22 protein-coding genes are annotated in these 22214 nt (G+C 72.2%); 15 read left to right on the top strand and 7 right to left on the bottom strand.

Annotation, left to right across the window (positions count from 1 at the left end):
• Position 1 precedes the first annotated feature (1 nt).
• From FHU40_RS12130 to FHU40_RS12155, 6 genes are all read left to right on the top strand, one after another.
• A complete protein-coding gene (locus tag FHU40_RS12130) occupies positions 2-949 on the top strand; it encodes a DODA-type extradiol aromatic ring-opening family dioxygenase (protein WP_183592587.1) in 948 nt (315 codons plus the stop codon).
• Entirely contained in the window at positions 946-1836 is an 891-nt protein-coding gene (locus FHU40_RS12135; protein WP_183592588.1) for an alpha/beta fold hydrolase, read from the top strand. Before FHU40_RS12130 ends, FHU40_RS12135 begins: the two co-directional genes overlap by 4 nt.
• A gap of 36 nt (positions 1837-1872) precedes the next feature.
• Positions 1873-2019: a hypothetical protein gene (locus tag FHU40_RS12140; protein WP_183592589.1), complete on the top strand. Its 147-nt coding sequence runs from the start codon at positions 1873-1875 to the stop codon at positions 2017-2019.
• Positions 2020-2173: 154 nt separating this feature from the next.
• Entirely contained in the window at positions 2174-3073 is a 900-nt protein-coding gene (locus FHU40_RS12145; protein ID WP_183592590.1) for an alpha/beta fold hydrolase, read from the top strand.
• Positions 3070-4383 carry a zinc-binding metallopeptidase family protein gene (locus tag FHU40_RS12150; protein WP_183592591.1) on the top strand — a complete coding sequence of 438 codons (1314 nt, stop codon included), beginning with the start codon at positions 3070-3072 and terminating at the stop codon, positions 4381-4383. Before FHU40_RS12145 ends, FHU40_RS12150 begins: the two co-directional genes overlap by 4 nt.
• Position 4384: 1 nt before the next feature.
• Positions 4385-5164 (top strand): IclR family transcriptional regulator, encoded by a 780-nt coding sequence (locus FHU40_RS12155; protein WP_215526240.1) that lies wholly within the window; start codon positions 4385-4387, stop codon positions 5162-5164.
• 169 nt (positions 5165-5333) lie between these two features.
• On the opposite strand, the gene FHU40_RS12160 is transcribed toward FHU40_RS12155, so the two are convergent.
• Together FHU40_RS12160 and gabT are read right to left on the bottom strand one after the other, a co-directional pair.
• Complete coding sequence (locus FHU40_RS12160; protein ID WP_183592593.1) at positions 5334-6725, bottom strand: NAD-dependent succinate-semialdehyde dehydrogenase; 1392 nt, start codon at positions 6723-6725, stop codon at positions 5334-5336.
• Positions 6726-6903: 178 nt separating this feature from the next.
• Entirely contained in the window at positions 6904-8259 is a 1356-nt protein-coding gene (gene gabT, locus FHU40_RS12165; protein WP_183592594.1) for a 4-aminobutyrate--2-oxoglutarate transaminase, read from the bottom strand.
• A 91-nt stretch (positions 8260-8350) separates the two neighbouring features.
• Between gabT and FHU40_RS12170 the strand changes: the two genes are divergently transcribed.
• The 3 genes from FHU40_RS12170 (at position 8351) to FHU40_RS12180 (ending at position 10527) form a co-directional block, all read left to right on the top strand.
• Positions 8351-9226, top strand: a complete 876-nt coding sequence (locus tag FHU40_RS12170; RefSeq protein ID WP_183592595.1) for a LysR family transcriptional regulator — start codon at positions 8351-8353, stop codon at positions 9224-9226.
• Between the two features lie 488 nt (positions 9227-9714).
• On the top strand, positions 9715-10167 hold the full coding sequence (locus FHU40_RS12175) for a hypothetical protein (protein ID WP_183592596.1): 453 nt from the start codon (positions 9715-9717) through the stop codon (positions 10165-10167).
• 204 nt (positions 10168-10371) lie between these two features.
• The gene (locus FHU40_RS12180; RefSeq protein ID WP_183592597.1) at positions 10372-10527 is read left to right on the top strand and encodes a hypothetical protein; all 156 of its coding nucleotides are present in this window, start codon (positions 10372-10374) and stop codon (positions 10525-10527) included.
• Positions 10528-10682: 155 nt separating this feature from the next.
• Here the strand turns inward: FHU40_RS12180 and FHU40_RS12185 are convergent, their stop codons facing one another.
• Entirely contained in the window at positions 10683-11186 is a 504-nt protein-coding gene (locus tag FHU40_RS12185) for a DapH/DapD/GlmU-related protein (protein WP_183592598.1), read from the bottom strand.
• Positions 11187-11299: 113 nt separating this feature from the next.
• Between FHU40_RS12185 and FHU40_RS12190 the strand changes: the two genes are divergently transcribed.
• On the top strand, positions 11300-12232 hold the full coding sequence (locus FHU40_RS12190) for a LysR family transcriptional regulator (RefSeq protein ID WP_183592599.1): 933 nt from the start codon (positions 11300-11302) through the stop codon (positions 12230-12232).
• Between the two features lie 4 nt (positions 12233-12236).
• On the opposite strand, the gene FHU40_RS12195 is transcribed toward FHU40_RS12190, so the two are convergent.
• From FHU40_RS12195 to FHU40_RS12210, 4 genes are all read right to left on the bottom strand, one after another.
• Positions 12237-13934: a flavin-containing monooxygenase gene (locus tag FHU40_RS12195; RefSeq protein WP_183592600.1), complete on the bottom strand. Its 1698-nt coding sequence runs from the start codon at positions 13932-13934 to the stop codon at positions 12237-12239.
• A gap of 133 nt (positions 13935-14067) precedes the next feature.
• Positions 14068-14541: a nuclear transport factor 2 family protein gene (locus FHU40_RS12200; RefSeq protein WP_183592601.1), complete on the bottom strand. Its 474-nt coding sequence runs from the start codon at positions 14539-14541 to the stop codon at positions 14068-14070.
• Complete coding sequence (locus tag FHU40_RS12205) at positions 14522-15583, bottom strand: TIGR03617 family F420-dependent LLM class oxidoreductase (protein ID WP_183592602.1); 1062 nt, start codon at positions 15581-15583, stop codon at positions 14522-14524. Before FHU40_RS12205 ends, FHU40_RS12200 begins: the two co-directional genes overlap by 20 nt.
• Positions 15580-16773, bottom strand: coding sequence for an acyl-CoA dehydrogenase family protein (locus FHU40_RS12210; protein ID WP_183592603.1), 1194 nt, complete (start codon positions 16771-16773; stop codon positions 15580-15582). The genes FHU40_RS12205 and FHU40_RS12210 overlap by 4 nt, the downstream gene beginning before the upstream one ends.
• Positions 16774-16877: 104 nt before the next feature.
• Here FHU40_RS12210 and FHU40_RS12215 point away from each other — a divergent pair, with 104 nt between their 5' ends.
• From FHU40_RS12215 to FHU40_RS12235, 5 genes are all read left to right on the top strand, one after another.
• Positions 16878-18263: a zinc ribbon domain-containing protein gene (locus tag FHU40_RS12215; protein ID WP_183592604.1), complete on the top strand. Its 1386-nt coding sequence runs from the start codon at positions 16878-16880 to the stop codon at positions 18261-18263.
• Complete coding sequence (locus tag FHU40_RS12220; RefSeq protein ID WP_183592605.1) at positions 18263-19450, top strand: acetyl-CoA acetyltransferase; 1188 nt, start codon at positions 18263-18265, stop codon at positions 19448-19450. The genes FHU40_RS12215 and FHU40_RS12220 overlap by 1 nt, the downstream gene beginning before the upstream one ends.
• Positions 19451-19513: 63 nt before the next feature.
• Entirely contained in the window at positions 19514-20122 is a 609-nt protein-coding gene (locus FHU40_RS12225) for a TetR/AcrR family transcriptional regulator (protein ID WP_183592606.1), read from the top strand.
• Between the two features lie 71 nt (positions 20123-20193).
• Positions 20194-21294, top strand: coding sequence for an acyl-CoA dehydrogenase family protein (locus FHU40_RS12230; protein WP_183592607.1), 1101 nt, complete (start codon positions 20194-20196; stop codon positions 21292-21294).
• On the top strand, positions 21294-22205 hold the full coding sequence (locus tag FHU40_RS12235) for a hydroxymethylglutaryl-CoA lyase (RefSeq protein ID WP_183592608.1): 912 nt from the start codon (positions 21294-21296) through the stop codon (positions 22203-22205). Before FHU40_RS12230 ends, FHU40_RS12235 begins: the two co-directional genes overlap by 1 nt.
• Positions 22206-22214: the final 9 nt, after the last annotated feature.

The raw sequence follows: 22214 nt of genomic DNA on the forward strand, positions 1-22214 counted from the left end.
GATGGCAGCCATCGTGCTCGGCGTCGGTGCCTCGCACTCGACGCTGATGAACACCCACTGGGACCAGGTCGTCCACACCGAGCGGGCCGAGGCGTTCCGCGACGGCCTGGCCGCCGCCCGCGCCAGGATCGCCGAGGCCCGGCCGGACGTCGTCGTGGTGGTCGGATCCAACCACTTCCGCGGCTTCTGGCTGGACCTGATCCCGTCGTTCACGCTCGGGGTCGGCGAGGTGGTCGCGGCCGGCGACGGCGGAACGCCGCAGGGCCCGCAGCGCACCGATCCCGAGTTCGCCCGGGCGCTCGCCGCCGCGCTCGTCGACGCCGGCACCGAGGTGGCGATCTCCGCGAGGCTGACCATCGACCACGGCCAGACGCACGCCATCCAGTGGCTGCTCGACGGCATCGACGTACCCGTTGTGCCGCTGGTGGTGAACGTGTTCGCCGCCCCGCTGCCCCGGATGAGCCGGTGCGTCGAGCTCGGCGCGAACCTCGCGGCCGCGGTCGCCGGGATGCCCGACGACAAGCGCGTCGTGGTGGTCTCCTCGGGCGGCCTGTCGCACCAGCTGCCCTGGCCGTCGGACTGGACCGCCCCCGAGGGCGAGGACGAGGAGTTCCTGGTCGAGGCCTGGCTCAACGGCCGTGGCCAGTGGAGCCGCTACGACAAGCGGCGCCGGGAGATCATCGTCGGCGCCCGGCCGACGATCTTCTCCGAGTTCGACGAGGAGTTCCTTGCGGACCTGGAGAGGGGCGACCTGCGCTCGTACGCGGAGCTGACGACCGAGGAGATCGAGGCCCGGGCCGGCAACGGCGGGCAGGAGCTGCGCACCTGGATGGTGATGGCCTCCGCGCTCGGCTTCGCACCTGGACAGGCCCTTGCCTACTCGCCGATGCCCGAATGGCTGACCGGCATGGGCGCCGCAGTGATCGAACGAGGAGAGAGCACACCATGACCACGACGACCGATCGGCTCACGTCTTCCGTGGCCGGACCGATGCCCGAGAGCCGGTACGCCGACGCCGGTGGCGTGAGGTACCACTACCTCGACATCGGGCAGGGCCCGGACACGATCTTCCTGCACGGCGGCGGCCCCGGCTGCACGGGCTGGAGCGACTTCGGCCCGGTCGCCCCGCTGTTCGCGATCGACCGGCGCTGCCTGATCGTCGACATCCTCCAGTACGGCGGGTCCGAGAAGTGCCGGATCAGCGGGCCGATGTGGGACTTCCACGCCGCCAAGACGGTCGCCCTGATGGACGAGCTCGGCGTCGAGAGGGCCGACTTCGTCTGCAACTCGTGGGGCGGCACGATCGCGCTCTGCCTCGCGGCCAACTACCCGGACCGGGTGCGCTCGCTGGTGATCACCGGGAGCATGCCGGTCTTCTACGGCCCCCTCGCACCGCTGCCCGAGAACGGTCACCGGGGCCGGAACGCCCGCGACGTCTACTACGGCGGCGAGGGGCCGACCCGGGAGAAGATGCGGTCCCTGATCACCCGGCTGGAGTGGTACGACGCCGACCGGCTCCCCGACGAGACGCTGGAGATGCGCTGGCAGCAGAGCCTCGACCCCGAGGAGCGCGAGCTCGCCGCGATGTCCGACTCCCCGCGCGGGGAGTGGCAGGACCTGACCGAGGAGCTCGGCCGCGTCGAGGCACCCGCCCTGTTCATGTGGGGCCGCGAGGACGCGTTCCTGACCCCGGACTACCCGATGATGCTCGCGCGCATGGTGCGGAACGGGAACCTGCACGTGATGGACCACGTCTCCCACCACCTCCAGGAGGAGCGTCCCGCCGCCTACCACGCGATCGTCGACGGCTTCCTGAGCTCCGTCGACCACCCGTGAGCCCGTCCATCTCCTCGACGTCCAAGGAGCAAGCGCATGAAGAAGATCCTCGGCCCCGGGCTGATCGCCGTGGTCCTGGCCGGGCTCGGCCTGGCGAGCCGGCGCCTGGCGAGCCACCAGGCCGTGCCGCCCGGGCTCGCCGGCCGGGTCAACACCCGGGTGACCCGTATCAACCAGCACTGAGCGAGTGCCGCAGCGGTGGTTTCGAGGCTCAGGCGCCAGGGCGCCTTCGCACCTCAACCACCGGGGCGGCCAGGGCCTGGGGGCCTTCGCACCTCAACCACCGGGGCGGCACTCGCACCTCAATCATCGTGACCTACCTCGAGGGAGAGCAGACATGAGCAACGACCTGGCCCGCACCATCTGGGCCGAGCTGGCCGACCTGGACTTCAGCCTGTCGACCGTCGACGCGGCCGGCGTCCCGACCCGCTCGCTGCGCGCCGGCGACGGTGCCGAGGCGGTGATCTTCCTGCACGGCACCTCCGGTCACCTGGAGGCGTTCGTCCGCAACCTCCGCCCGCACGCCGAGCGGTACAGCTGCCACGCGATCGACATGCTCGGCCACGGCTACACCGGCAAGCCGGACCACCCGTACGAGATCCCGCGCTACCGCGACCACCTGCTGGCCTACATGGACGCCGTCGGCGTCGACCGGGCCCACATCGTCGGGGAGTCCCTCGGCGGCTGGGTCGGCGGTCGGACCGCCATCGACGACCCCGATCGGATCGCGTCGCTGCAGCTGCTGTGCGCGGGCGGCACGGTCGCCAACCCCGAGGTGATGGAGCGGATCCGGACCAGCACCCGGCGCGCGGTCGAGACCGACGACGTCGAGCTGACCCGCCGCCGGATGCAGCTGCTGATGGCGGACCCGGGCAACGCCACCGAGGAGCTCGTGACCGTGCGGCACGAGATCTACCACCGCCCCGACTTCGTCGCGAACATCGACAACCTGCTGTGCCTGCAGGAGATCGAGACCCGGCTGCGGAACATCCTCGAGCCGGGGGACCTCGCGCGGATCACCGTCCCGACGCTGATCGTGTGGGGCCGCGACAACCCCTTCGGCGACGTACCCGAGGCGACCGCCATGCACGACGCGATCCCGGGCTCGGAGCTGGTCCTCCTCGACGACTGCGGCCACTGGCCCCAGCACGAGCAGGCCGACCGGTACAACGAGCTGAGCCTCGGCTTCCTCGGCAAGCACCCGGCGGAGGTGCCCGTCGAGGGGGCGCCGGGATGACCGCGCCGCTCGACGCGGCCGTCGGCCGAGTGATGCGGCGAGTGGCCGACGAGGATCTGCTCGCCGCCATCACCGGCCTCGTCGACGTCGCGAGCCCGACCGGCGCGGAGGGCGAGCTCGCGTCCTGGATCGCCGCCCGTCTCTCCGGCGACCGGATCGAGTCGAAGGTCCAGTGGATCGACGGGCTCCAGGCCAACGCGGTCGCCGTGCTCCGCGGCTCCGGCACCGGCGCGTCGACCCTGCTCTACGCGCCGCTGGACACCTTCACGACCGGTGATCCCACCCGGGACGTCCCGGGCGCCGCCCGCCGGATGCGGCCCGACATGCTGCCCCGCGCGGTGGTCCGCGGCGACCTCGTCCAGGGGCTGGGTGCAGGCAACCCGAAGGGACATGCGGCCTGCGTGCTCGTCGCCTTCGAGGCGCTGGCGGCCTCGGGCGTCGAGCTGGCCGGCGACGTGGTCGCCGGGTTCGGCGCCGGCGGCATGCCGACGTTCGTGCCCGAGGGGATCGGCACGCCCGGCCGGGCCAACACCGGTCACGGCGTCGGCGCCGGCTTCCTGGCCGAGCGTGGGTTCACGACCGACCACGCGGTGATCGCCAAGCCGGGCTGGAGCGTCTCCCACGAGGAGGTCGGCCTGGTCTGGCTCGACATCGTGGTGCCCGGCGAGCACACCTACGTCGGCAGCCGACACCGGATGCCCTACCGCAACGCCGTCGCGCTCGCCGGCGTCGTCGCGAACCGGTTGGAGGACTGGTTCGCGGAGTACGCCGTACGCCACGAGCACGACACCATGCGCCCGCAGGGCGTGGTGTCCTCGGTCGAGGGCGGGCTCGGCCACCTGGCCGCCTCGACGCCCGCGACCGTGCGGCTGCGGGCCGACGTGCGGTTGACGACCCGGCAGACCCCGGCGACCGTGACGCGCGAGGTCCGCGAGTTCGTGACCGCCCTGGGCCGCGAGCTCGAGGCGGAGCTGCGGGTCGACCAGATCGCGGGCATCCCCGCGTCCCGCACCGATCCGGGCGCGCCGGTCATCCGAGCCGCCGTCGCGGCGTGGGAGGCGGTCGCCGGCGTACCGCACCAGCCGATCCGTGAGAACAGCGGAGCCACCGACGCCAACATCCTCCGGATGCGCGGCATCCCGACGGCCCGGGTCGGCATGCCGAAGGTCCCCGCGGGGTCGGATGGTGAGAGTGTCGACTTCACGCTCGGCATGAACCTCGTGGACGTCCGCGAGGCACGCCGGCTGGTCGAGGTCCTGGTCCGGACGGTGCTGGTGCTGGACGGCCACGATGCGAGGGAGGCGGGCTGAGGTGACGACGGTCCAACCGCGGCGCTACGGCGAGGGGCAGGGGGCCGGCGCCAACAGCGTGCTCGGCAAGGCCCGGCTGATCCTCGAGGCCTTCCAGCTCGACGACGTCGACCTGTCGCTCTCCGAGCTCGCCCGCCAGACGGGCATCTCGAAGGCCTCGGTGCACCGGCTCGCCCAGGAGCTGCTCGAGTGGGGCATGCTCGAGCGGTCCGGGCTGGAGTACCGGCTCGGCATGCGGGCCTTCGAGCTGGGCAGCCGGGTGCCCCGCTTCCGGGTGCTCCGCGATGCGGTCCGTCCGCTCATGGAGGGCCTCCACTTCAGCACCAAGGAGACCGTGCATCTCGCCGTACTCGACGGGCTCGACGTGCTCTACCTGGAGAAGGTGACCGGCGCCCGCCAGGCGACCCGACCCTCCCGGATCGCCGGCCGGATGCCGCTGCACAGCACCGCCACCGGGAAGGTGCTGCTGGCCTACGGCCCGCCGTCGCTGCTCGACGAGGTCGTCGACCGGGGGCTGGAGCGGGTGACCCCGGTGACGATCGTGTTGCCCGGGGTGCTGGCCGAGCAGCTGCGCGGGGTCCGCGAGAGGCAGTACGCCGTGGAGCAGGAGGAGACCACGGCCGGCTACACCTCGGTCGCCGTGCCGCTGTTCGGGAGCAGCGGCATGGTGCTGGCCGCGCTCTCGCTCACCGCGCCGACCTTCCGGGCCGACACCGCCGCGTTCGCCGCGGCGCTCACGGCGGTCACCCGCAAGATCGCCGCGAGCCAGCAGATCAACTAGATGAGTAATTCCAAGGGATCGTGCAAGCGAGCGGCGCTCAGCGCCGCTCCGGCAAGGCGCCGATGCGTCGGCAGACTGGACGTCTTTCAAGCGTCGGCAACGCCGCCGGAGCGGATGATGAGCGTCGCGCAGCGTGCGAGGCCTTGGAACTAGTCATCTAGTGCGGCTGCTACTCGGGCCAGTCGACGCTGAGGTACTGCGTCTCCTGGAACTCCCGCAGCCCCTCGCGCGCACCCTCGCGGCCGAGGCCACTCTGCTTCACGCCGCCGAACGGCGCGGAGGGGTCGGAGACCAGGCCCCGGTTGATGCCGACCATGCCGGCCTCGATGCGCTCGCCGAGCCGGACGGCGCGGCCGAGCTCGCCGGCGAAGACGTACGCCGCGAGGCCGTACTCGGTGTCGTTGACCAGGCGGATCAGCTCGTCCTCGTCGTCCCACACGACGACCGGGGCGACCGGGCCGAAGATCTCGTCGCGGAGGATCGTGGCGTCGGGGGCGACGTCGGCGAGCACGGTCGGCGGGTAGAAGTGCCCGGGTGCGTCGGGCAGCTGGGCGCGGTGAGAGATCCGGGCGCCCTCGGCGACCGCGTGCTCGACAGTACGGCGGACGCGGTCCACGGCGGCCGCGGTGATCAGCGGGCCGATCGCGGCGCCGTCGGCGGCGGGGCCGACCGTGAGCTTCTCGACCGCCGCGCCGAACCGGGCGAGGAAGTCGAAGGCGACGTCGCGGTGCACGTAGATCCGGTTGGCGGCCGTGCAGGCCTGCCCGCCGTTGCGGAACTTCGCGACCATCGTGCCCGCAACGGCCGCGTCGAGGTCGGCGTCCTCGGTGACCACGACAGGCGCGTTGCCGCCGAGCTCCATCGAGGCGTTGAGCACCCGGTCGGCTGCCTGGCGCAGCAGGGTGCGGCCGACGCCGGTCGAGCCGGTGAAGGAGACCTTCCGGACGCGGTCGTCGGCCAGCCAGGCGGCCACCACCCCGGCGGCATCGGTGGTCGTGACGACCTCGACCGCGCCGTCGGGCACGCCGGCCTCGCTGAGGATCCGCGCGACCGCGAGGGCGGTCAGCGGGGTCTCGGCCGCCGGCTTCAGCACCACCGTGCAGCCGGCCGCCAGGGCCGGGCCGATCTTGCGGGTCGCCATCGCGGCGGGGAAGTTCCACGGCGTGACGAGCGCCGCCACGCCGACCGGGCGGTGGGACACCAGCGTGCGCGCACCGCCCGCCGGCGCCTCGCCGTACTCGCCGCCGGGCCGCACGGCCTCCTCGGAGTACCAGCGGAAGAACTCCGCGGCGTAGCCGACCTCGCCCGCGGCGTCGGTCAGCGACTTGCCGTTCTCGCGGGCGATGAGGGCGGCGAGCTCGTCCTTGTCGCGCAGCATCAGCTCGTGCGCCCGGCGCAGCACGTCGGAGCGGTGCCGCGGCGAGGTGCGCGACCAGGAGGGGTACGCTGCGGCGGCGCGGTCGACCGCCGCGAGCGCGTCGTCGACGCCCAGGTCGGGCACGTGGGCGACGACCTCGAGGGTCGCCGGGTCCTCGACGGCGAAGGTGCGGACGCTTCTCATCGGACCGCCTCCTGGTGACGCGTGGTCCGAGCGGCGGTGTGTGAGCAACCATCTGCCGAGCCATCATGGTTGCTCACGCACCGCGGAACCGCACGGCAGTCCGTCAGCGGTGTGTGAGCAACCATCTGCTGTCGCAGACCGGTTGCTGGCTCACCGCCGGCCCGCAGCAGCCGCGCGCTCATCGGGCACCCGCCGTGGTCGCCGAGAACGCCGCGTCCAGCACGTCCAGCCCGTCGCGCAGCAGCTCGTCGGAGATGCTCAGCGGCGGCAGGAAGCGCAGCACGTTGCCGTGCGTGCCGCAGGTCAGCACGATCACGCCCTGCTGGTGGGCGGCGGCCGCGACCGCCTTCGCGAGCGCCGGGTCCGGCACGTCGGTGCCCGTCTCGACCAGCTCGACGGCGATCATCGCGCCGCGACCGCGCACCTCGCCGACCCGTGGGTCACGCGCCTGGAGTGCCCGCAGCCGGTCGAGCATCAGCGCCTCGATCTCGCGGGCGCGGTCGACCAGGCCCTCGGCCTCGATGGTCTCGATCGCGGCCAGGGCGGCCGCGCAGGCGAGCGGGTTGCCGCCGTACGTGCCGCCGAGGCCGCCGGCGTGCGCGGCGTCCATGATCTCGGCGCGGCCGGTGACCGCGGACAGCGGGAGGCCGCCGGCGATGCCCTTGGCGGTGACGATCAGGTCGGGCACGACGCCCTCGCGGTCGCAGGCGAAGAGGTCGCCGGTGCGGGCGAAGCCGGTCTGCACCTCGTCGGCGACGAAGACCACACCGTGGTCGCGGCACCACGCGGCGAGCCGGGGCAGGAAGCCCGGCGCCGGCTCGATGAAGCCGCCCTCGCCCTGGATCGGCTCGATCACCACGGCGGCGAGGTTGTCGGCGCCGACCTGCTTCTCGATCACGTCGATCGCGCGCACGGCGGCGGTCTCGCCGTCGAGGCCGCCGTCGCGGAAGGGGTAGGAGAGCGGGGCGCGGTAGACCTCGCTGGCGAACGGCCCGAAGCCGTGCTTGTACGGCATGCTCTTGGCGGTCATCGCCATCGTCAGGTTGGTGCGCCCGTGGTAGGCGTGGTCGAAGACGACGACGGCCTGGCGGCCGGCGTGGGCGCGGGCGATCTTCACGGCGTTCTCAACGGCCTCGGCGCCGGAGTTGAAGAGCGCCGTGCGCTTCTCGTGGTCGCCGGGCGTGAGCCGGTTGAGCGCCTCGGCGACCGCGACGTACCCCTCGTAGGGCGTGATCATGAAGCAGGTGTGGGTGAACGCCGCGACCTGCTCCTGCACGGCCTCGACCACGCGCGGGGCGCTGTTGCCGACCGTGGTGACTGCGATGCCGGAGCCGAGGTCGACGAGGTGGTTGCCGTCGACGTCGACGACGATTCCGCCGGCCGCTCGGGCGGCGAAGACCGGCATCGTGGTGCCGACCCCGGCGGCGACCGCGGCCTGCTTGCGGGACATCAGCTCGCGCGAGCGCGGGCCGGGGAGCGGGGTCACGAGCAGCCGCCGCTGCTCGATGGTGGTGGGTACGTCGAGGGTCGTCACCCGTCGAGTGTCGGAACCGCGAGACTATGCTGTCCAATACTTGTTCTGATCCATCACCATGCCTCTTAGGCATGATCCCGGGAGGGCACCGTTGCAGCTCCGGCACGTCCGGTACTTCGTCGCGACCGCCGACGCCGGCAGCGTCAGTGGTGCCGCGGCCCGCGTGCACGTCACCCAGCCCGCGCTCTCGCGCCAGCTGCGCCAGCTCGAGCAAGACCTCGGCGTCACTCTCTTCGATCGCAGCGCGGGCCGGCTGGCCCTCAACCGCACGGGCCGGGCCCTGCTCCCCGGCGCGCGCCGGCTGCTCGACGCAGCGGATGCGCTCCAGGCCTCGGCGGCCTTCCACGGCAGTGGCCGGCTGGAGCGGCTGACGATCGCCGCGCCGACGGTGACCCTGACCGATGTCGTCTCCCCGTTCGTGGCCACCATGTCGACCGACGACCCGGTCGTCGACGCCCGCGCCGGCGACGGCCTCGACCCGGCCGAGATGCTGCGCGGCGGCGCCGACCTCGCGATCGGCACCCAGCGCCCTCCGCCGCCGTACGCCGCGCGCGAGCTGGCGGTGCTCCCGGTTTGGGCCTACGTGCCCGCGAGCGACCCCTGGGCCGAGCGCGGCCGGGTGCCACTCGCCGAGCTGCTGGAGCGCCCGCTCGTGGGGCTGCCCTCCACGTTCACCGCCCGCGAGGCGCTCGACGCCGCGGCCGTCGCGCACGGGTCGTCGTACACCGCGCTGGTCGAGGCAGCCAACGGCACCATCGCCCAGGCGCTCGCCGCGGCCGGGCGCGGCGTCGCGGTGGTCTCCGACGACCCCCGCTTCGACCTGGTGCCGCTGGCGATCGACCTCGGGGGCGAGCCCCTCACGATCCGCCTGGTCGCGGCCTGGGACCCCCGCGGCGACTCCGCCGCGGCCCTGGCCGGGCTCGCCGAGCGCCTCCGGACGTGGATCGCGCACCGCTACCCCGGCTGAGCCGGGGGGACCCGGTGAGGTCGCCGGCGCCGCGTCACGACGCCCGTGGTGTCGTCGCGGCGCGCGTTGCCTCCGGACGCCGATCGACTGACGTCCGAGCAGGCTCGCGCCATACTTCGCTCTGATGTGGAGTCGGCTTCGGCATGGTCTCGTGAGCGTGGGCGGTGTCGTCGGATGCCTCGCCTGGTGGCTGGCTGCGGCCGCGATCGCCACCGGCCCGCTCGGTGTCGAGCCGGCCCGGCGCACTCTGTGGGTGGTCGTGCTCGTCTTCCTCGCGCCAGTGGCCGTCCTCGTGATCGGGACAGAGCTTGTTCATCGGCTGAAGCACGGACCACAGGCGCCGGGCCGGCACTCGCGCCGGTCCTAGGCGAACCGCTTCCGAGACGCGTGCATCGTCGACCTGTAGGCCGGCTCGAATCTGCCCGCGTGCGCCGCTTCTGCCGACGAACGGGAGTGGGATCGCGCCTCGTCGCGGGTACGGTCGGCCCGTGTCCGACGAGTCGTTGCTCGAGATAGAGGCGGATCCCACCGTCACGCACCACGCCTGCGACCACTGTGAGCAGGCGTTCCAGCGGGTGACCGGCTACGTGTATCGCGGTGGAGATGCGCACGCGGCCTACTTCGCGTCGTGTTATCACCATGGCTGCCACGAGGTCTTCATCGATGTCGTGTTCAGCCCGACATGGGAGGACGGCGCGGATGATCACGTCACCTTCGGCTGTCGGGTCGGCCCGATCGAAGGCCAGGAACACCCCGGCGCGTCGTTGATGACAGGTGCCGAAGCCTTCGCCGACGGGCCGCTCTTCGGACGCAAGCTGTCGCGCGAGCAAGCCCTGAGCCATCCCTTGCTTCCTGACTTCTGGAGCCTGGTCGATCACGTCCTCGTCAATGACGAGGTCGTCCGCGACCACATCTACGGGCCGGACGTCCGGTTCGCCTGAGCGTCCGCTCCTGCCGAGATCTGCTTGTCTGTGGTCGGCAACTCGACACAGCCGCGCAGGAAGCGGATCGCACCAGCGGGCGTGTTCGCGCGACCACCCGAAGGGGGGAGACCCGGTTGGCCCCTTTCGGGCCTGGCAGCCGCGCCGTTGGGGGAGTACCAATGAGACAGCGGGCCGCTCGCTCGCGCGATGGAGGGACGAGAGATGGCTGACCAGATGCCGGAGTACCACCACGAGTCCGCACGGGCCTACGACGAGAGGGGCGCCGAGGTCATCGCGTTCGTGTGCGCAGTGCTACTGGGGGCGGGGATCGTCGCGCTCTTCCTGTTCATCACCTGGCTCGCCTACGCGACGAACTGACCTGTGCGCGACGCCTGCCGGGTTTCGTCGTACCTGACCTCAGTGTCGTGGATTTGCGGATCGGGAGCAGAAACGTCAGGTGCGTGAGTCGCCCACGGACGGCGGGAACCCTCGCAGCGCGCCTGCGCGGTACGTGCCGAGGAGGTAGCCGCCGCCTACGCGATCTCGCGGATGACAGACGCCGGTACGCCGCCGACCAGGGTGTTCGGCGGGACGTCTCGGGTGACGACGGCGCCGGCCGCGACGACGGCGTTCTCACCGACGGTCACGCCCTGCATCACCAAGGACGACGCCCCGAGCCAGACGTTGCGCTCGATGCGGATCGGCGCCGAGGTGACCGCGCGGCGGCGCTGCTCGGGGTCGAGCGGGTGGCCCGAGGTGATCAGGCTGACGTTCGGGCCTATCATCACGTCGTCGCCGATCTCGATGCCACCGATGTCGTTGAAGCGGCAGCCCTGGTTGACGAACACGTTGCGGCCGATCCGGATGTTGATGCCGTGGTCGGAGTAGACCGGCGGGATCAGGTGGAGCGTCTCGTCGACCTCCTGACCGGTCAGCTCGCTCCAGCCGCGCTGGATCGCCTCCTGATCGGCGTACCGGAGCTGGTTGATCTCCTCGGTCAGGCGGATCGCGCGCTGGACCTTCTCGACGAAGCTCATGTCTTCCTTTCGTGGACTATCGGAGAGAAGAGGAGACCAGGGGACGCTCCTCCCGGTCCAACAACCGCGATCGCGGAGCGTCACAACCGCCGGTTGTTCACTAGGGTGCTGCCGTGGATCTGGAGGGCGTCCGTACGTTCGTGGCGGTCGCCGAGGCGGGGCAGTTCCAGGCGGCTGCGGACGACCTGGGCATCAGCCAGCAGGCCGTCTCCAAGCGCGTCGCGACCCTGGAGCGCACCCTTGGGGTCTCGCTCCTCGTGCGCTCGGGCAGGGGCACGCAGCCGAGCGTCGACGGGCAGGCGTTCCTGCCGCACGCCCGCGAGCTGATCCGGGTGGCCGCTCGAGCCGTCGGCTCGGTGCGACCGGGACGACGAGCGCTGCGCGTCGACGTCCTCAACCGGCGTACGGCGCCGGCGACCGCGCTGCACGCGTTCCACCGGAGCCACCCCGACGTCGAGCTCGACGTCGTCACTCTGCCCGACGCCCACCTCGACGCCGCGGTGGCCGCGGTCGTGGGCGGCAGCGTCGACGCGACCTTCCGGGCGATCTCCGTGCCGGGCGGCGAGGTCCCGTCCCCGGTGCGGGCCACGCGGGTGATCGACGACCGGCACCAGCTGCTGGTCGGGCCGCGCCACCCGCTCGCCGGCGCCACCGGCCTGAGGCCGGCCGACCTCGCCGGGCACCGGATCTGGATGCCGGGGATGCAGGCCGACACGGAGTGGGGTGCGTACTACGACGAGCTCGGCCGGGCCTTCGGGCTCCGGATCGACACCATGGGACCGAGCTTCGGCGTCGAGGTCCTCCTCGACGAGCTGGCGGAGTCCGCCGAGCTCGCCACCTTCGTCGGGGAGGGCACTCGCTACCTGTGGCCCGAGGCGTACGACCTGCGCCGGATCCCGATCGTCGACCCCACGCCCGTCTACCCGCACTCGATCGTCTGGCGCGAGGACAACGCGCATCCGGTGCTCGCGGCGTTCCTCGACCACCTGATGGCCCATCGACGCCCACCCCAGGGGCGCACCTGGGAGCCCGCGTGGGCGCGCTGACCGGTCAGCGAGTGCCGGGCCGGGCCCGAAGCAGCTCGGCCTCGCGGCCCGCGTCGGCGCGGCTGCGCAGCTCGAAGCTCGGGTACCCGTTGTCGATCTCCTCCTGGAGCCGCCGGCGGTAGCGCGGCGCGCCGCCGAGGTAGACCATCACCCGCGGCCGCTCGTCGCGGTCGAGGTTGATGTTGTGGCCGTTGAACCAGGACTTCGAGTGCGCGAGCAGCAGCAGGCTGTTGATCTCGCGCACGTGGTCGACCCACGCGATCTCGGCCTCGCGCCGGCCCTCGAAGCGCGCGATGTCGTGCTCCTCGAGGTAGCGCACGGTCGCGGTCATCCAGTTCACGACGTCCTCGATGCCGCGCGGGAAGTTCGCCGTCGCGGACCCCGACTGCGGCCCGACGAGCATGAACAGGTTGGGGAAGTTCGTGGCCTGGACGCCGACCGTGGTCTCGGGCCCGTCCCGCCACTGGTCCTTGAGCCGGACGCCGTCGACGCCGCGGAAGTCGATCCGGTCGAACGGGCCGGTCACGGCGTCGAACCCGGTCGCGTAGACGATCACGTCCACCTCCAGGTCGCGCACCCGTCCGTCGCCGAGGTCGAGGCGGATCCCGGTCTCGGTGACCTCCTTGATCGGGTAGGCCATCAGGTCGACCAGCTCGACGTTCGGCTGGTTGAACACCTCGTAGAAGCCGGACTCGCCGGCGACCCGCTTGTTGCCGAAGCCGTGGTCCTTCGGGATCAGCAGCTCCGCGACCTCGGGGTCGTGCACCCGCTGACGGATCCGGTCGGCGACGAACTCCGACAGCTCGCGGTTCGGCGCGGCCTCCATCATCGTGTCGCGGTAGTTGCCCATGTAGAGCGACGCGCCCTGACCGTTGTCGTAGAGGTCGTTCCAGTGCCGCAGCCGCTCCTCGCGGGTGACGTCGGTCGACAGCGTGCGATCGGGCCGGTGGATGAACCCCGCCGGCGTCGAGCGACACCAGTCGAAGATCTCGTCGTACGACGCGCGCAGCTTCGCCATCTCCTCGGCCGTGATCGGGCCGTTGCCCAGCGGTGCGCACCAGTTGGCGTCCCGCTGCAGGACGATCAGCTGCTCGACCTGGTCGGCGATGTCGGTGATCACCTGGACGCCGCTGGCGCCGGTGCCGATCACGATCACCCGCTTGCCGGTGACGTCGAGGTCCTCCGGCCAGTCGAACGTGTGCGTCTCGACCCCGCCGAACGTGCCCACGCCGGGGACCCGCGGGTACGTCGGCACCGACAGCAGGCCCATCGCGCAGAGCACGAACCGGGCCCGGATCTGCTCGCCCTCGGCCAGCGTCACGCGCCAGAACCAGCCGTCCTCGACCCACTCCGCCCGCGCCACGCGCGCGTTGAACGTGATGTGCCGGCGGAGGTCGAACTTGTCGGCGACGTACTCGAGGTAGGCGAGGGTCTCGGCCTGCGAGGCGAAGCGCTCCTTCCAGTCCCACTCGGCGAGCAGCTCGTCGGAGAAGGAGTACTGGTAGGTGTACGACTCCGAGTCGAACCGGCAGCCCGGGTAGCGGTTGTTGTACCAGGTGCCGCCCAGCCCGGCGTTGGAGTCGACGACGCGCACCGAGACGCCGACCTCGAGGAGCTGGTGCAGCTGGTAGAGGCCGCACACGCCGGCGCCGATGATCAGGTAGTCGAGGTCGGGCGTCTCGCTCGGGGCGGTGCTGGTCATGTCTTCGGGCCTCCTGTGAATCAAGCGCTTGCTACACATCGTACGGTATCGCAGGACGGGCGCATCGGGAACACCGCAGCGGCGAGGGGAGCGTCACGCTCCGCCGGCGACCCGGAGGGCCGGGCCCGGGGCGTCAGCCGCGCTGGCGCGGGTACCGCTCGAACCGCTCGGGCAGCGCGTCGGACGCCGTCGCCTTGGTGCCGGCCACCCGCACCCGCCGGGCCGCGATCCGCCAGCGGTCGCCCTCGTCGACGAGCTCGTCCTCGTAGCAGCCCCACACGTGCAGGTGGAGGTCCTGGTCGGAGTTCTCGTGGAAGGCGTAGACGTAGGAGATCGTGCTCGCCGTCCCGTCGTCGAGCCGCAGGAAGCTGACCGTCGACACGTGGTGGCTGGTCGCCGTGTACTTGCCGGTGGCCTGGCGGAAGAGAGCGCGCAGGCTCTCCCGGCCGGCGGTCACGTTGCCGTGGCCGTAGTCGAAGGTGGCGTCGAGCGTGAAGAGGTCGGCGAGCAGGTCGATGTCGCACCGGTCCACGCCCCGGCTGTAGGCGTGCAGGGTGTCGCAGATCTCGGACCTCGCGACGAGCTCGTCAGGCGTCAATCGGCTCATGAGAGTTCTCCTCGGTGGCGGGGCGGGCGGACTCGTCGGTGAAGCCGGCCAGGATCGCGCGCAGGCGGTCGGGGTCGTCGCTCGGCCAGCCGTAGTACGACGAGATGCGGTCGACCCGGCCGTCGAAGCGCTCCCGGCACAGCGCCGGCATCTGCTCGGGCGTGCCGGTGAGGGCGATCTCGTCGTACAGGCGCTGGTCGATGAGGTCGCCCATCTCGCTCCAGCGGCCCTCGCGCGACAGCGACTGGAGCTCGGGCTGGAGGTTCTCGTAGCCCACGCTCTCCAGCACCTTCACGTAGGCGGGCGTGGAGGCGTAGAACGCGATCTGCTCGCGCGTCTTGCGGGCCGTCTCCTCGAACTGCTCGTCGGTGTCGCCCATCACCAGGAAGAGCGGGACGTACAGCTCCAGCTCATCGCGGCCGCGGCCGGAGGTCGCGAGGCCGCGCTCGACCGCGGGCAGCGTGACCTGGTCGAGGTACGCCGTGGTGGTCATGCCGTGCAGCAGCAGCCCGTCGCACAGCTCGCCGCCGAGCTCGGTCATCCGGGCGCCGACCGCGGCGATCATCGTCGGGATCGGCAGCTCGTGGTGGTGTGGGGTGAAGACCGGGGTCATCAGCGTGTGCCGGTAGTGCTCGCCCTGGTAGTCGAGCCGGGTGCCGTCGCGCCAGGCCGTGAAGATCGCGTCGAGGGCCAGCAGGAAGTCGCGCATCCGGTCGACCGGCGGGCTCCACTCCATGGAGAACCGCCGCTCGACGTGCGCCTGGATCTGGCTGCCGAGCCCGAGGACGAACCGGCCGCCCGACATCGCCGCCAGGTCCCAGGCGAGGTAGGCGACCGACATCGGGTTGCGGGCGAAGGCGACCGCGATCGCCGTGCCGACGGAGACCCGCGAGGTCGAGAGCAGCGCGGCCTGCGACTGGAGGAAGGCGTCGGTGACGCTCTCGCTCGCCCAGACGCCGTCGAAGCCGTGCTCCTCGGCGTCCGCGGCGATCGGGCCGCACGCCGCGGCGGAGGAGCCGATCATGCCCATGTCGATCTTCATCGCGCATCCTTCGGTAGTTGGAGAACCCGCTCTCCCACGGCGTTCTTGAGGATCTCGTCGGTGCCGCCGCCGACGCGCAGTCCGGGCAGGCCCAGGGTCAGCTCCGACCAGGCGTAGCTGCCCCAGGTGCCGTTGTCGGCGACGTGGGCGGCCTCGAGGACGTCGGCCGCGACGTCGCTCATCTGCCGGAGCAGGTCGGTGGTGAGCAGCTTGGTGAGGGCCAGCTCCGGCCCGGGGGTCCCGCCGCCCTCGAGGAAGCGGGCGGTCGTGAGCCGGGTCGCCCATGCCCGGACGACGACGTCGGCGAGCTGGTCGCGGGTCCGGTCGTCGAGCGGCTGGCGGACGTGTCGGGCCAGGTCGACGAGCCGGTCGACGAGCGCCGCGTCCACGCCGACCTCGCGGCCGATCGCGGACCGCTCGTTGAGCAGCGAGGTGACCACGACGGACCAGCCGCCGTCGACCTCGCCGACCCGCTGGTCGTCGGGCACGTAGACGTCGGAGAGGAAGACCTCGTCGAACGACGCACCGCCGGTGAGCTGGCGGATCGGGCGCACCTCGATGCCGGGCGAGCCCAGGTCGACCAGGAACGTGGTGAGGCCGGCGTGCTTGGGCTTGTCGGCGTCGGTGCGGGCGATGCAGAGCCCCAGGTCGCTGTAGTGGGCGCCGGAGCTCCAGACCTTCTGTCCGGTGATCCGCCACCCGTCACCGTCGCGGGTGGCGCGGGTCGAGAGGCCGGCGAGGTCGGACCCGGCGCCGGGCTCGCTGTAGAGCTGGCAGGCGATCAGCTCGGCCGAGCGCAGCCGTGGCAGCAGCTCGCGCTGCTGCGCCTCGGTGCCATGTGCGAGCAGCGTCGGGCACAGGGTCGAGGCGCTGAACCGGAGATAGGCGTCGTCGGGCAGGTCGAACTCGGCCTCGAGCTCGCGCAGCAGGTCGACGTACGACGCCGGGAGTCCGCGGCCGCCGTGCTCGGGCGGCCCGTCCACCCAGGCCAGTCCGCGCTCGGCGAGGAAGGAGCGGTAGCGGCGCAGCTCGGCCAGCTCTTCGGCCTCGCCCTCGGAGCGCTCGGCGACGACCGACACCCGGTCGTCGCCCTCCCCCCACCCGGAGCCGGACGCCGTCCGGCGGCTGGAGAAGGCGCTGAGCGCCTCCGTCACCTCGTCGCGGAACTCGTCCTCGCTCAGGCTCGACATCGTCCTCCGATCGCGGTGCGGGAGCCGGTGCGTGGTTGCGCCGACCTGACGGCGCGCCTAAGATAGCAAAGCAAGTGCTTGATTGAAAGAGGATCGGAGGTCCCGTGGTCGGCATCGAGTCGTACGCCGCCTATGTGCCGTCGCCGCGACTTGATCGCGCCGACATCGCCCGGGTGCTGGCAGCCGGGCGAGGGAAGGGTGTCCGGCCGGTCGCCTCCTATGACGAGGACTCGACCACGATGGCGGTCGAGGCCACCCGGCGGGCGCTGCGCGGGGCGCACCCCGTCGAGTCGGTGTGGTTCGCGACCAGCCGACCGGCCTACCTGGAGAAGTCCAACGCGGCCACGGTCGCCGCCGCGGCCGGCCTGCCCGTCGAGGTCGCGGCGTACGACGTCTCCGGGGCCGTGCGCGGCGGCGCGGGCGCCCTGCGCGCCGGCCTGGCCGCGGGCGCCGCGGTCGTCGTCGCCAGCGACCTGCGCCTCGGCCTGCCCGGGTCGGCCGACGAGTCCGCCGGCGCGGACGCCGCCGCGGCGTTCGTGGTCGGCGCCGAGCCGGTCGCCGAGCTGGTCGGCACCGCTTCCCTGACGAGCGAGTTCCTCGACCGCTGGCGCGAGCCCGGCGAGGTCCGCACCCGCACCTGGGAGGAGCGCTTCGGCGTCGAGGAGTACGTGCCCCTGGTCGAGCGCGCCGTCGACACCGTGCTCGGCCGCTGCGAGCTCAAGCGCGAGCAGATCCAGCACGTCGTCCTCAGTACCCCGCACGCACGAGCGCGGGCCACCGTCCGGCGCGGCTTCGACGAGGCCCAGCTGGCCGGCGCCGAGGCGTACGGCCTGGGCTTCGCGGGTGCCGCCGACCTCGGCGTCGGCCTCGCCGGCGCCCTCGACGCCGCGGTGCCGGGCGACCACATCCTGGTGGTCTCCGCAGTCGACGGCGCCGACGCCTTCGTCTTCGTCGTCACCGACCGGCACGCCGGCGGCGCGCGAAGCGGGCTGGCCGCGGACCTGGCGGGTGGCCAGCCGGTGGGCTACGGCGACTACCTGAACTGGCGCGGCCTGCTGCCGCGCGAGCCCGCGCGCCGTCCGGACGTGAAGCCTCCGGTGCCGCCGGCGTCGCGCCGGACCGCGGCGTGGAAGTTCGGGTTCGTCGCGGCCCAGTGCACCGCCTGCGGCTACCGCAACCTGCCGCCGCGACGGGTCTGCCTGCGCTGCTCGGCCACCGACGGCTTCGAGTCGGTGTCGATGGTCGACGTGACCGGTCGGATCGCGACGTTCACTGACGACTGGCTCTCGGAGTCGGTGCAGCTTCCGGCTCGGGTGGTCGCGGTCGACTTCGACGGCGGCGGCCGGTTCGAGTGCGAGATGACCGACGCCGTCGGCGTCGAGCTCGCGATCGGCGACCGCGTGCGCCCGACGTTCCGGCTGGCGAGCGTCGCCGGCAACGGGGTGCGCAACTATGTCTGGAAGGTGCGCCCGCACGAGGAGGAGGACTGATGGGGAGCCACGCGCTCGCAAACCCGGTGGCCGTCGTGGGGATGGCCTGCACCCAGTTCGGGGAGCTGTGGGACCGCAACGTCGACGACCTCCTGGTCGAGGCGACGCACGGTGCCCTGGTCTCGGCCGGCGGCCTCGACGTCCAGGACGTCGACGCGTTCTGGCTCGGCTCGATGATCTCGGGGGTCTCCGGACTCACCCTGACCCGGCCGCTCAACATCAGCCACAAGCCGGTCACCCGGGTCGAGAACATGTGCGCCACCGGGTCCGAGGCCTTCCGCAACGCCTGCTACGCCGTGTCCTCCGGGGCGTACGACGTGGTGATGGCCGTCGGCGGGGAGAAGCTGAAGGACGCCGGCTACTCGGGCCTCGAGATGCCGAGCGTGCCGAACGACGGGACCCCGCCGGTGCTCAGCGCGCCCGCGATGTACTCGATGATCGTGCCGGCCTACGCGCGCCGCTACGGCGTGCCGGAGGAGCAGATCAAGGAGGCGATGACCCACATCGCCTGGAAGAACCACAGCAACGGTGCGCTGAATCCGCGGGCGCAGTTCCGCAAGGAGACGCCGAAGGAGACGATCGCCGCTGCGCCGACGCTGGCCGGCCGGCTGAGCGTCTTCGACTGCTCGGGTGTCGCCGACGGTGCGGCGGCCGCCGTCATCGTCCGCGCCGAGGACGCGCATCGCTACACCGACCGGCCGCTCTACGTCCACGCGCTCGCCCTCGACGCCGGCTCCGGCACCGGGCGCAACGACAGCGACTACGACTACTCTGACCTGGCCGAGTCGGCGGCCTCGGCGCGCGCGGCGTACGAGCAGGCCGGGATCACCGACCCCGCGACCCAGATCTCGCTCGCCGAGGTGCACGACTGCTTCACGCCGACCGAGATGGTGCTGATGGAGGAGCTCGGCTTCTCCGAGCGCGGCAAGGCATGGCGCGACGTGCTGGACGGCCGCTACGACCGCGACGGCGCGCTGCCGGTGAACATCGACGGTGGCCTCAAGAGCTTCGGTCACCCGATCGGGGCGAGCGGACTGCGGATGCTCTTCGAGATGTGGCTGCAGTTCCGCGGTGAGGCCGGCGACCGACAGGTGGCCGATCCGCAGTTCGGGCTCGTGCAGAACCAGGGCGGCAGTCCCGGTGATCTCGTCAGCGCCGTCACCATCGTGTCGGGCCAGAGGCCGTGAACGAGATCAGGTTTCCAGTAGGGTGACCGAGCAACTCCACAGGCGCCAGAAAGGCTGGTCAGCGTGAGCACGACCCGACGGCGTTCCACCGGATCTCCGACTGGGGTGGCCCGCAAGGAGCTGATCCTGCGCTCCGCGGCGAAGGTGTTCGCCGAGAAGGGCTTCTCCAGCGCCACCGTGCGTGACATCGCCGACGAGGCCGACATGCTGTCGGGGAGCCTCTACTACTACTTCGACTCCAAGGAGGCGATGGTCGAGGAGGTGCTGGTCGAGTACCTCGACCGGATGGTCCGCGCCTACGGCATCGCCGTGGCGGACGCGAAGGGCTCCACGGACGGCCTCGAGCGGCTGATCGCCCAGGCGCTGCGCGGCCTCGTCGACAACCGCGAGCACGTCACCATCCTGCAGAACGACTGGCACTACGTCAGGCTGATGAAGGGCATCGTCGACCGCCAGCACCAGATCGAGAAGGTCTGGCTCGACACGATCCAGAAGGGCATCGACGCCGGGGTCATCCGGTCCGACATCGACGCCCGGATGATGTACCGCACGATCATGGGCGCCATCCAGGCCGTGATCCGGTGGTTCAACCCGCGTGGACGGGTGAGCATCGACCAGGTCATCACCATCCAGACCGCGATCCTGGTCGACGGGATCCGCGCCGCGGCCTGAGTGAACCCGGTCCGCCGGTCCGTCCGGTCCGCGCCGACATAGCAAGCGCTTGCTCTACAGAGGAGGATCTCGTGCCAGGTCTCGTACCCGACCTGAGCCCGGAGCTGAGTCCGGTCTTCGCGCGCTTCATGGACCACCGGAGTCCGGTCGACGTCAGCCGGCTCGGCGGCGCCGTGCGCCCCGAGCTGTGGGACGCGCTGGTCTCCGAGGTCGGCGCCGCCGGGCTGCTCGTCGAGGAGGAGCACGGCGGTCAGGGGGCGACACTCGTCGAGCTCGCCGCGGCCGTCTCCGAGGCGGGACGCTGCGGGTGGTCCGGCCCGCTCGTCGCGACCGCGGGGGTCGCCGTCGTCCTGCTCGGGCGGGTCGACCCCGATGACGCCAGCGGCCTGCGTCGCGGCATCGCCGAGGACGGCCGGGTCGTCGTGGCCGCGCTGCACGAGGACGACGCCGGCTCCTCCCTCGACGCCGCCACCGTGGTCCGCGTCGTCGACGGCCGGACGACGGCGCGCGGGCGCAAGACCTTCGTCGACAGCGGCACGCACGCCGACGTGCTGCTCCTGCCGGCTGTCGACGCCGACGGTCGACCCGTGCTGGCCAGGGTGGACGCCGCCGCGCCCGGTGTCGTCGTCGAGGAGATGAGCGCCGTCGACCCCGGTCGCGGGCTGGCGGTCGTCGAGCTGCGGGATGCCGAGGTCGAGGTCGTCGCGGGCGGCTCCGACGTCCCGGCAGCCCTCCACGACGCGTGGCTCACCGGGGCGCTCCTGGTGGCGGTCGACGCGCTCGGTGCCGCGGGCCGGGCGTTCGCGCTCGCGCGGGACTACTCCGTGCAGCGCCAGCAGTTCGGCCGCCCGGTCGCGTCGTTCCAGAGCGTCAAGCACAAGCTCGTCGACATGTACGCCGAGCTGCAGACGGCGTCCGCCGCGATCGCAGCCGCCCTGGGGGCGGCCGCCGAGGGCAGCGCCGACTGGCGCTTCGCGGCGTCCGCCGCGGCGGCGCGGGGCGGCGACGCGACGATGGCCGTGCTCCGCGAGTCGGTGCAGGTGCACGGCGGGATCGGCTTCACGTGGGAGCACGAGGTCTCCCACCACTTCCGTCGCGTGACGGCCGAGCGGGCGCTCTACGGCACGCCAGCGCGGCACCGCGCCCTGGTGGCCATCGAGGTCGGGTTCTGATGAGCGACGTCCCGGCACGCGTCGTCCTCCGCGACGTCGGCCCCCGCGACGGGCTCCAGAACGAGCCGCCGGTCGCGACCGACGGCAAGGTCCGGCTCATCGACGCCCTGGGGACCACCGGACTGACCGAGATCGAGGCGGTCTCCTACGTGCACCCGCGAGCGATCCCGCAGATGGCCGACGCGGCCGAGGTCTGGGGCGCCGTCGACCGGCGGCCGGAGATCCGCTACTCGGCGCTGGTCCCCAACCTGGTCGGAGCGCACCGGGCCCTCGACGCCGGCTTCACCGACATCGAGGTCGTGGTCTCGGCGTCGGCGACCCACAACCTGCGCAACATCAACCGCTCGTCCGAGGAGTCGCTCGACGCGATCGCCGAGGTCATCGAGGTCGCCCACGCGGCCGGGGCGAGCTGTCAGGTGATCGTCGCGACGGCGTTCGGCTGCCCCTACGAGGGCGAGGTGCCCGAGGACCTGGTCGCGTCGTACGCCGCCCGCGCCCATCGCGACGGCGCCGACAGCATCTGCTTCGGCGACACCACGGGGATGGGCTCGCCGCCCCGGGTCCGGCGGCTGGTCGGCCGGTTCCGGGAGCAGGCGCCGGAGGCCACGCTCGCGCTGCACTTCCACGACACCCGGGGCACCGGCATGGCCAACCTGGTCGCCGCGCTCGAGCTGGGCGTCGAGCGCTTCGACGCGAGCGTGGGCGGACTCGGCGGCTGCCCGTACGCCCCCGGCGCCAGTGGCAACATCGCCACCGAGGAGGCGGTCTACCTCCTCGACGAGCTCGGCGTCGAGACCGGCGTCGACCTCGACCGGCTCCTCGAGGTCGCCGACCTCGCCCAGCGCCTGGTGGGTCGCGAGCTCCCGTCGCGGGTGCTCAAGGCCGGCCCGCGCACCCGCCTCGCCGTCTGACGACCCGGC

The sequence above is a fragment of the Nocardioides soli genome, from assembly GCF_014191495.1.
GTDB classification, from domain to species: Bacteria; Actinomycetota; Actinomycetes; order Propionibacteriales; family Nocardioidaceae; genus Nocardioides; species Nocardioides soli.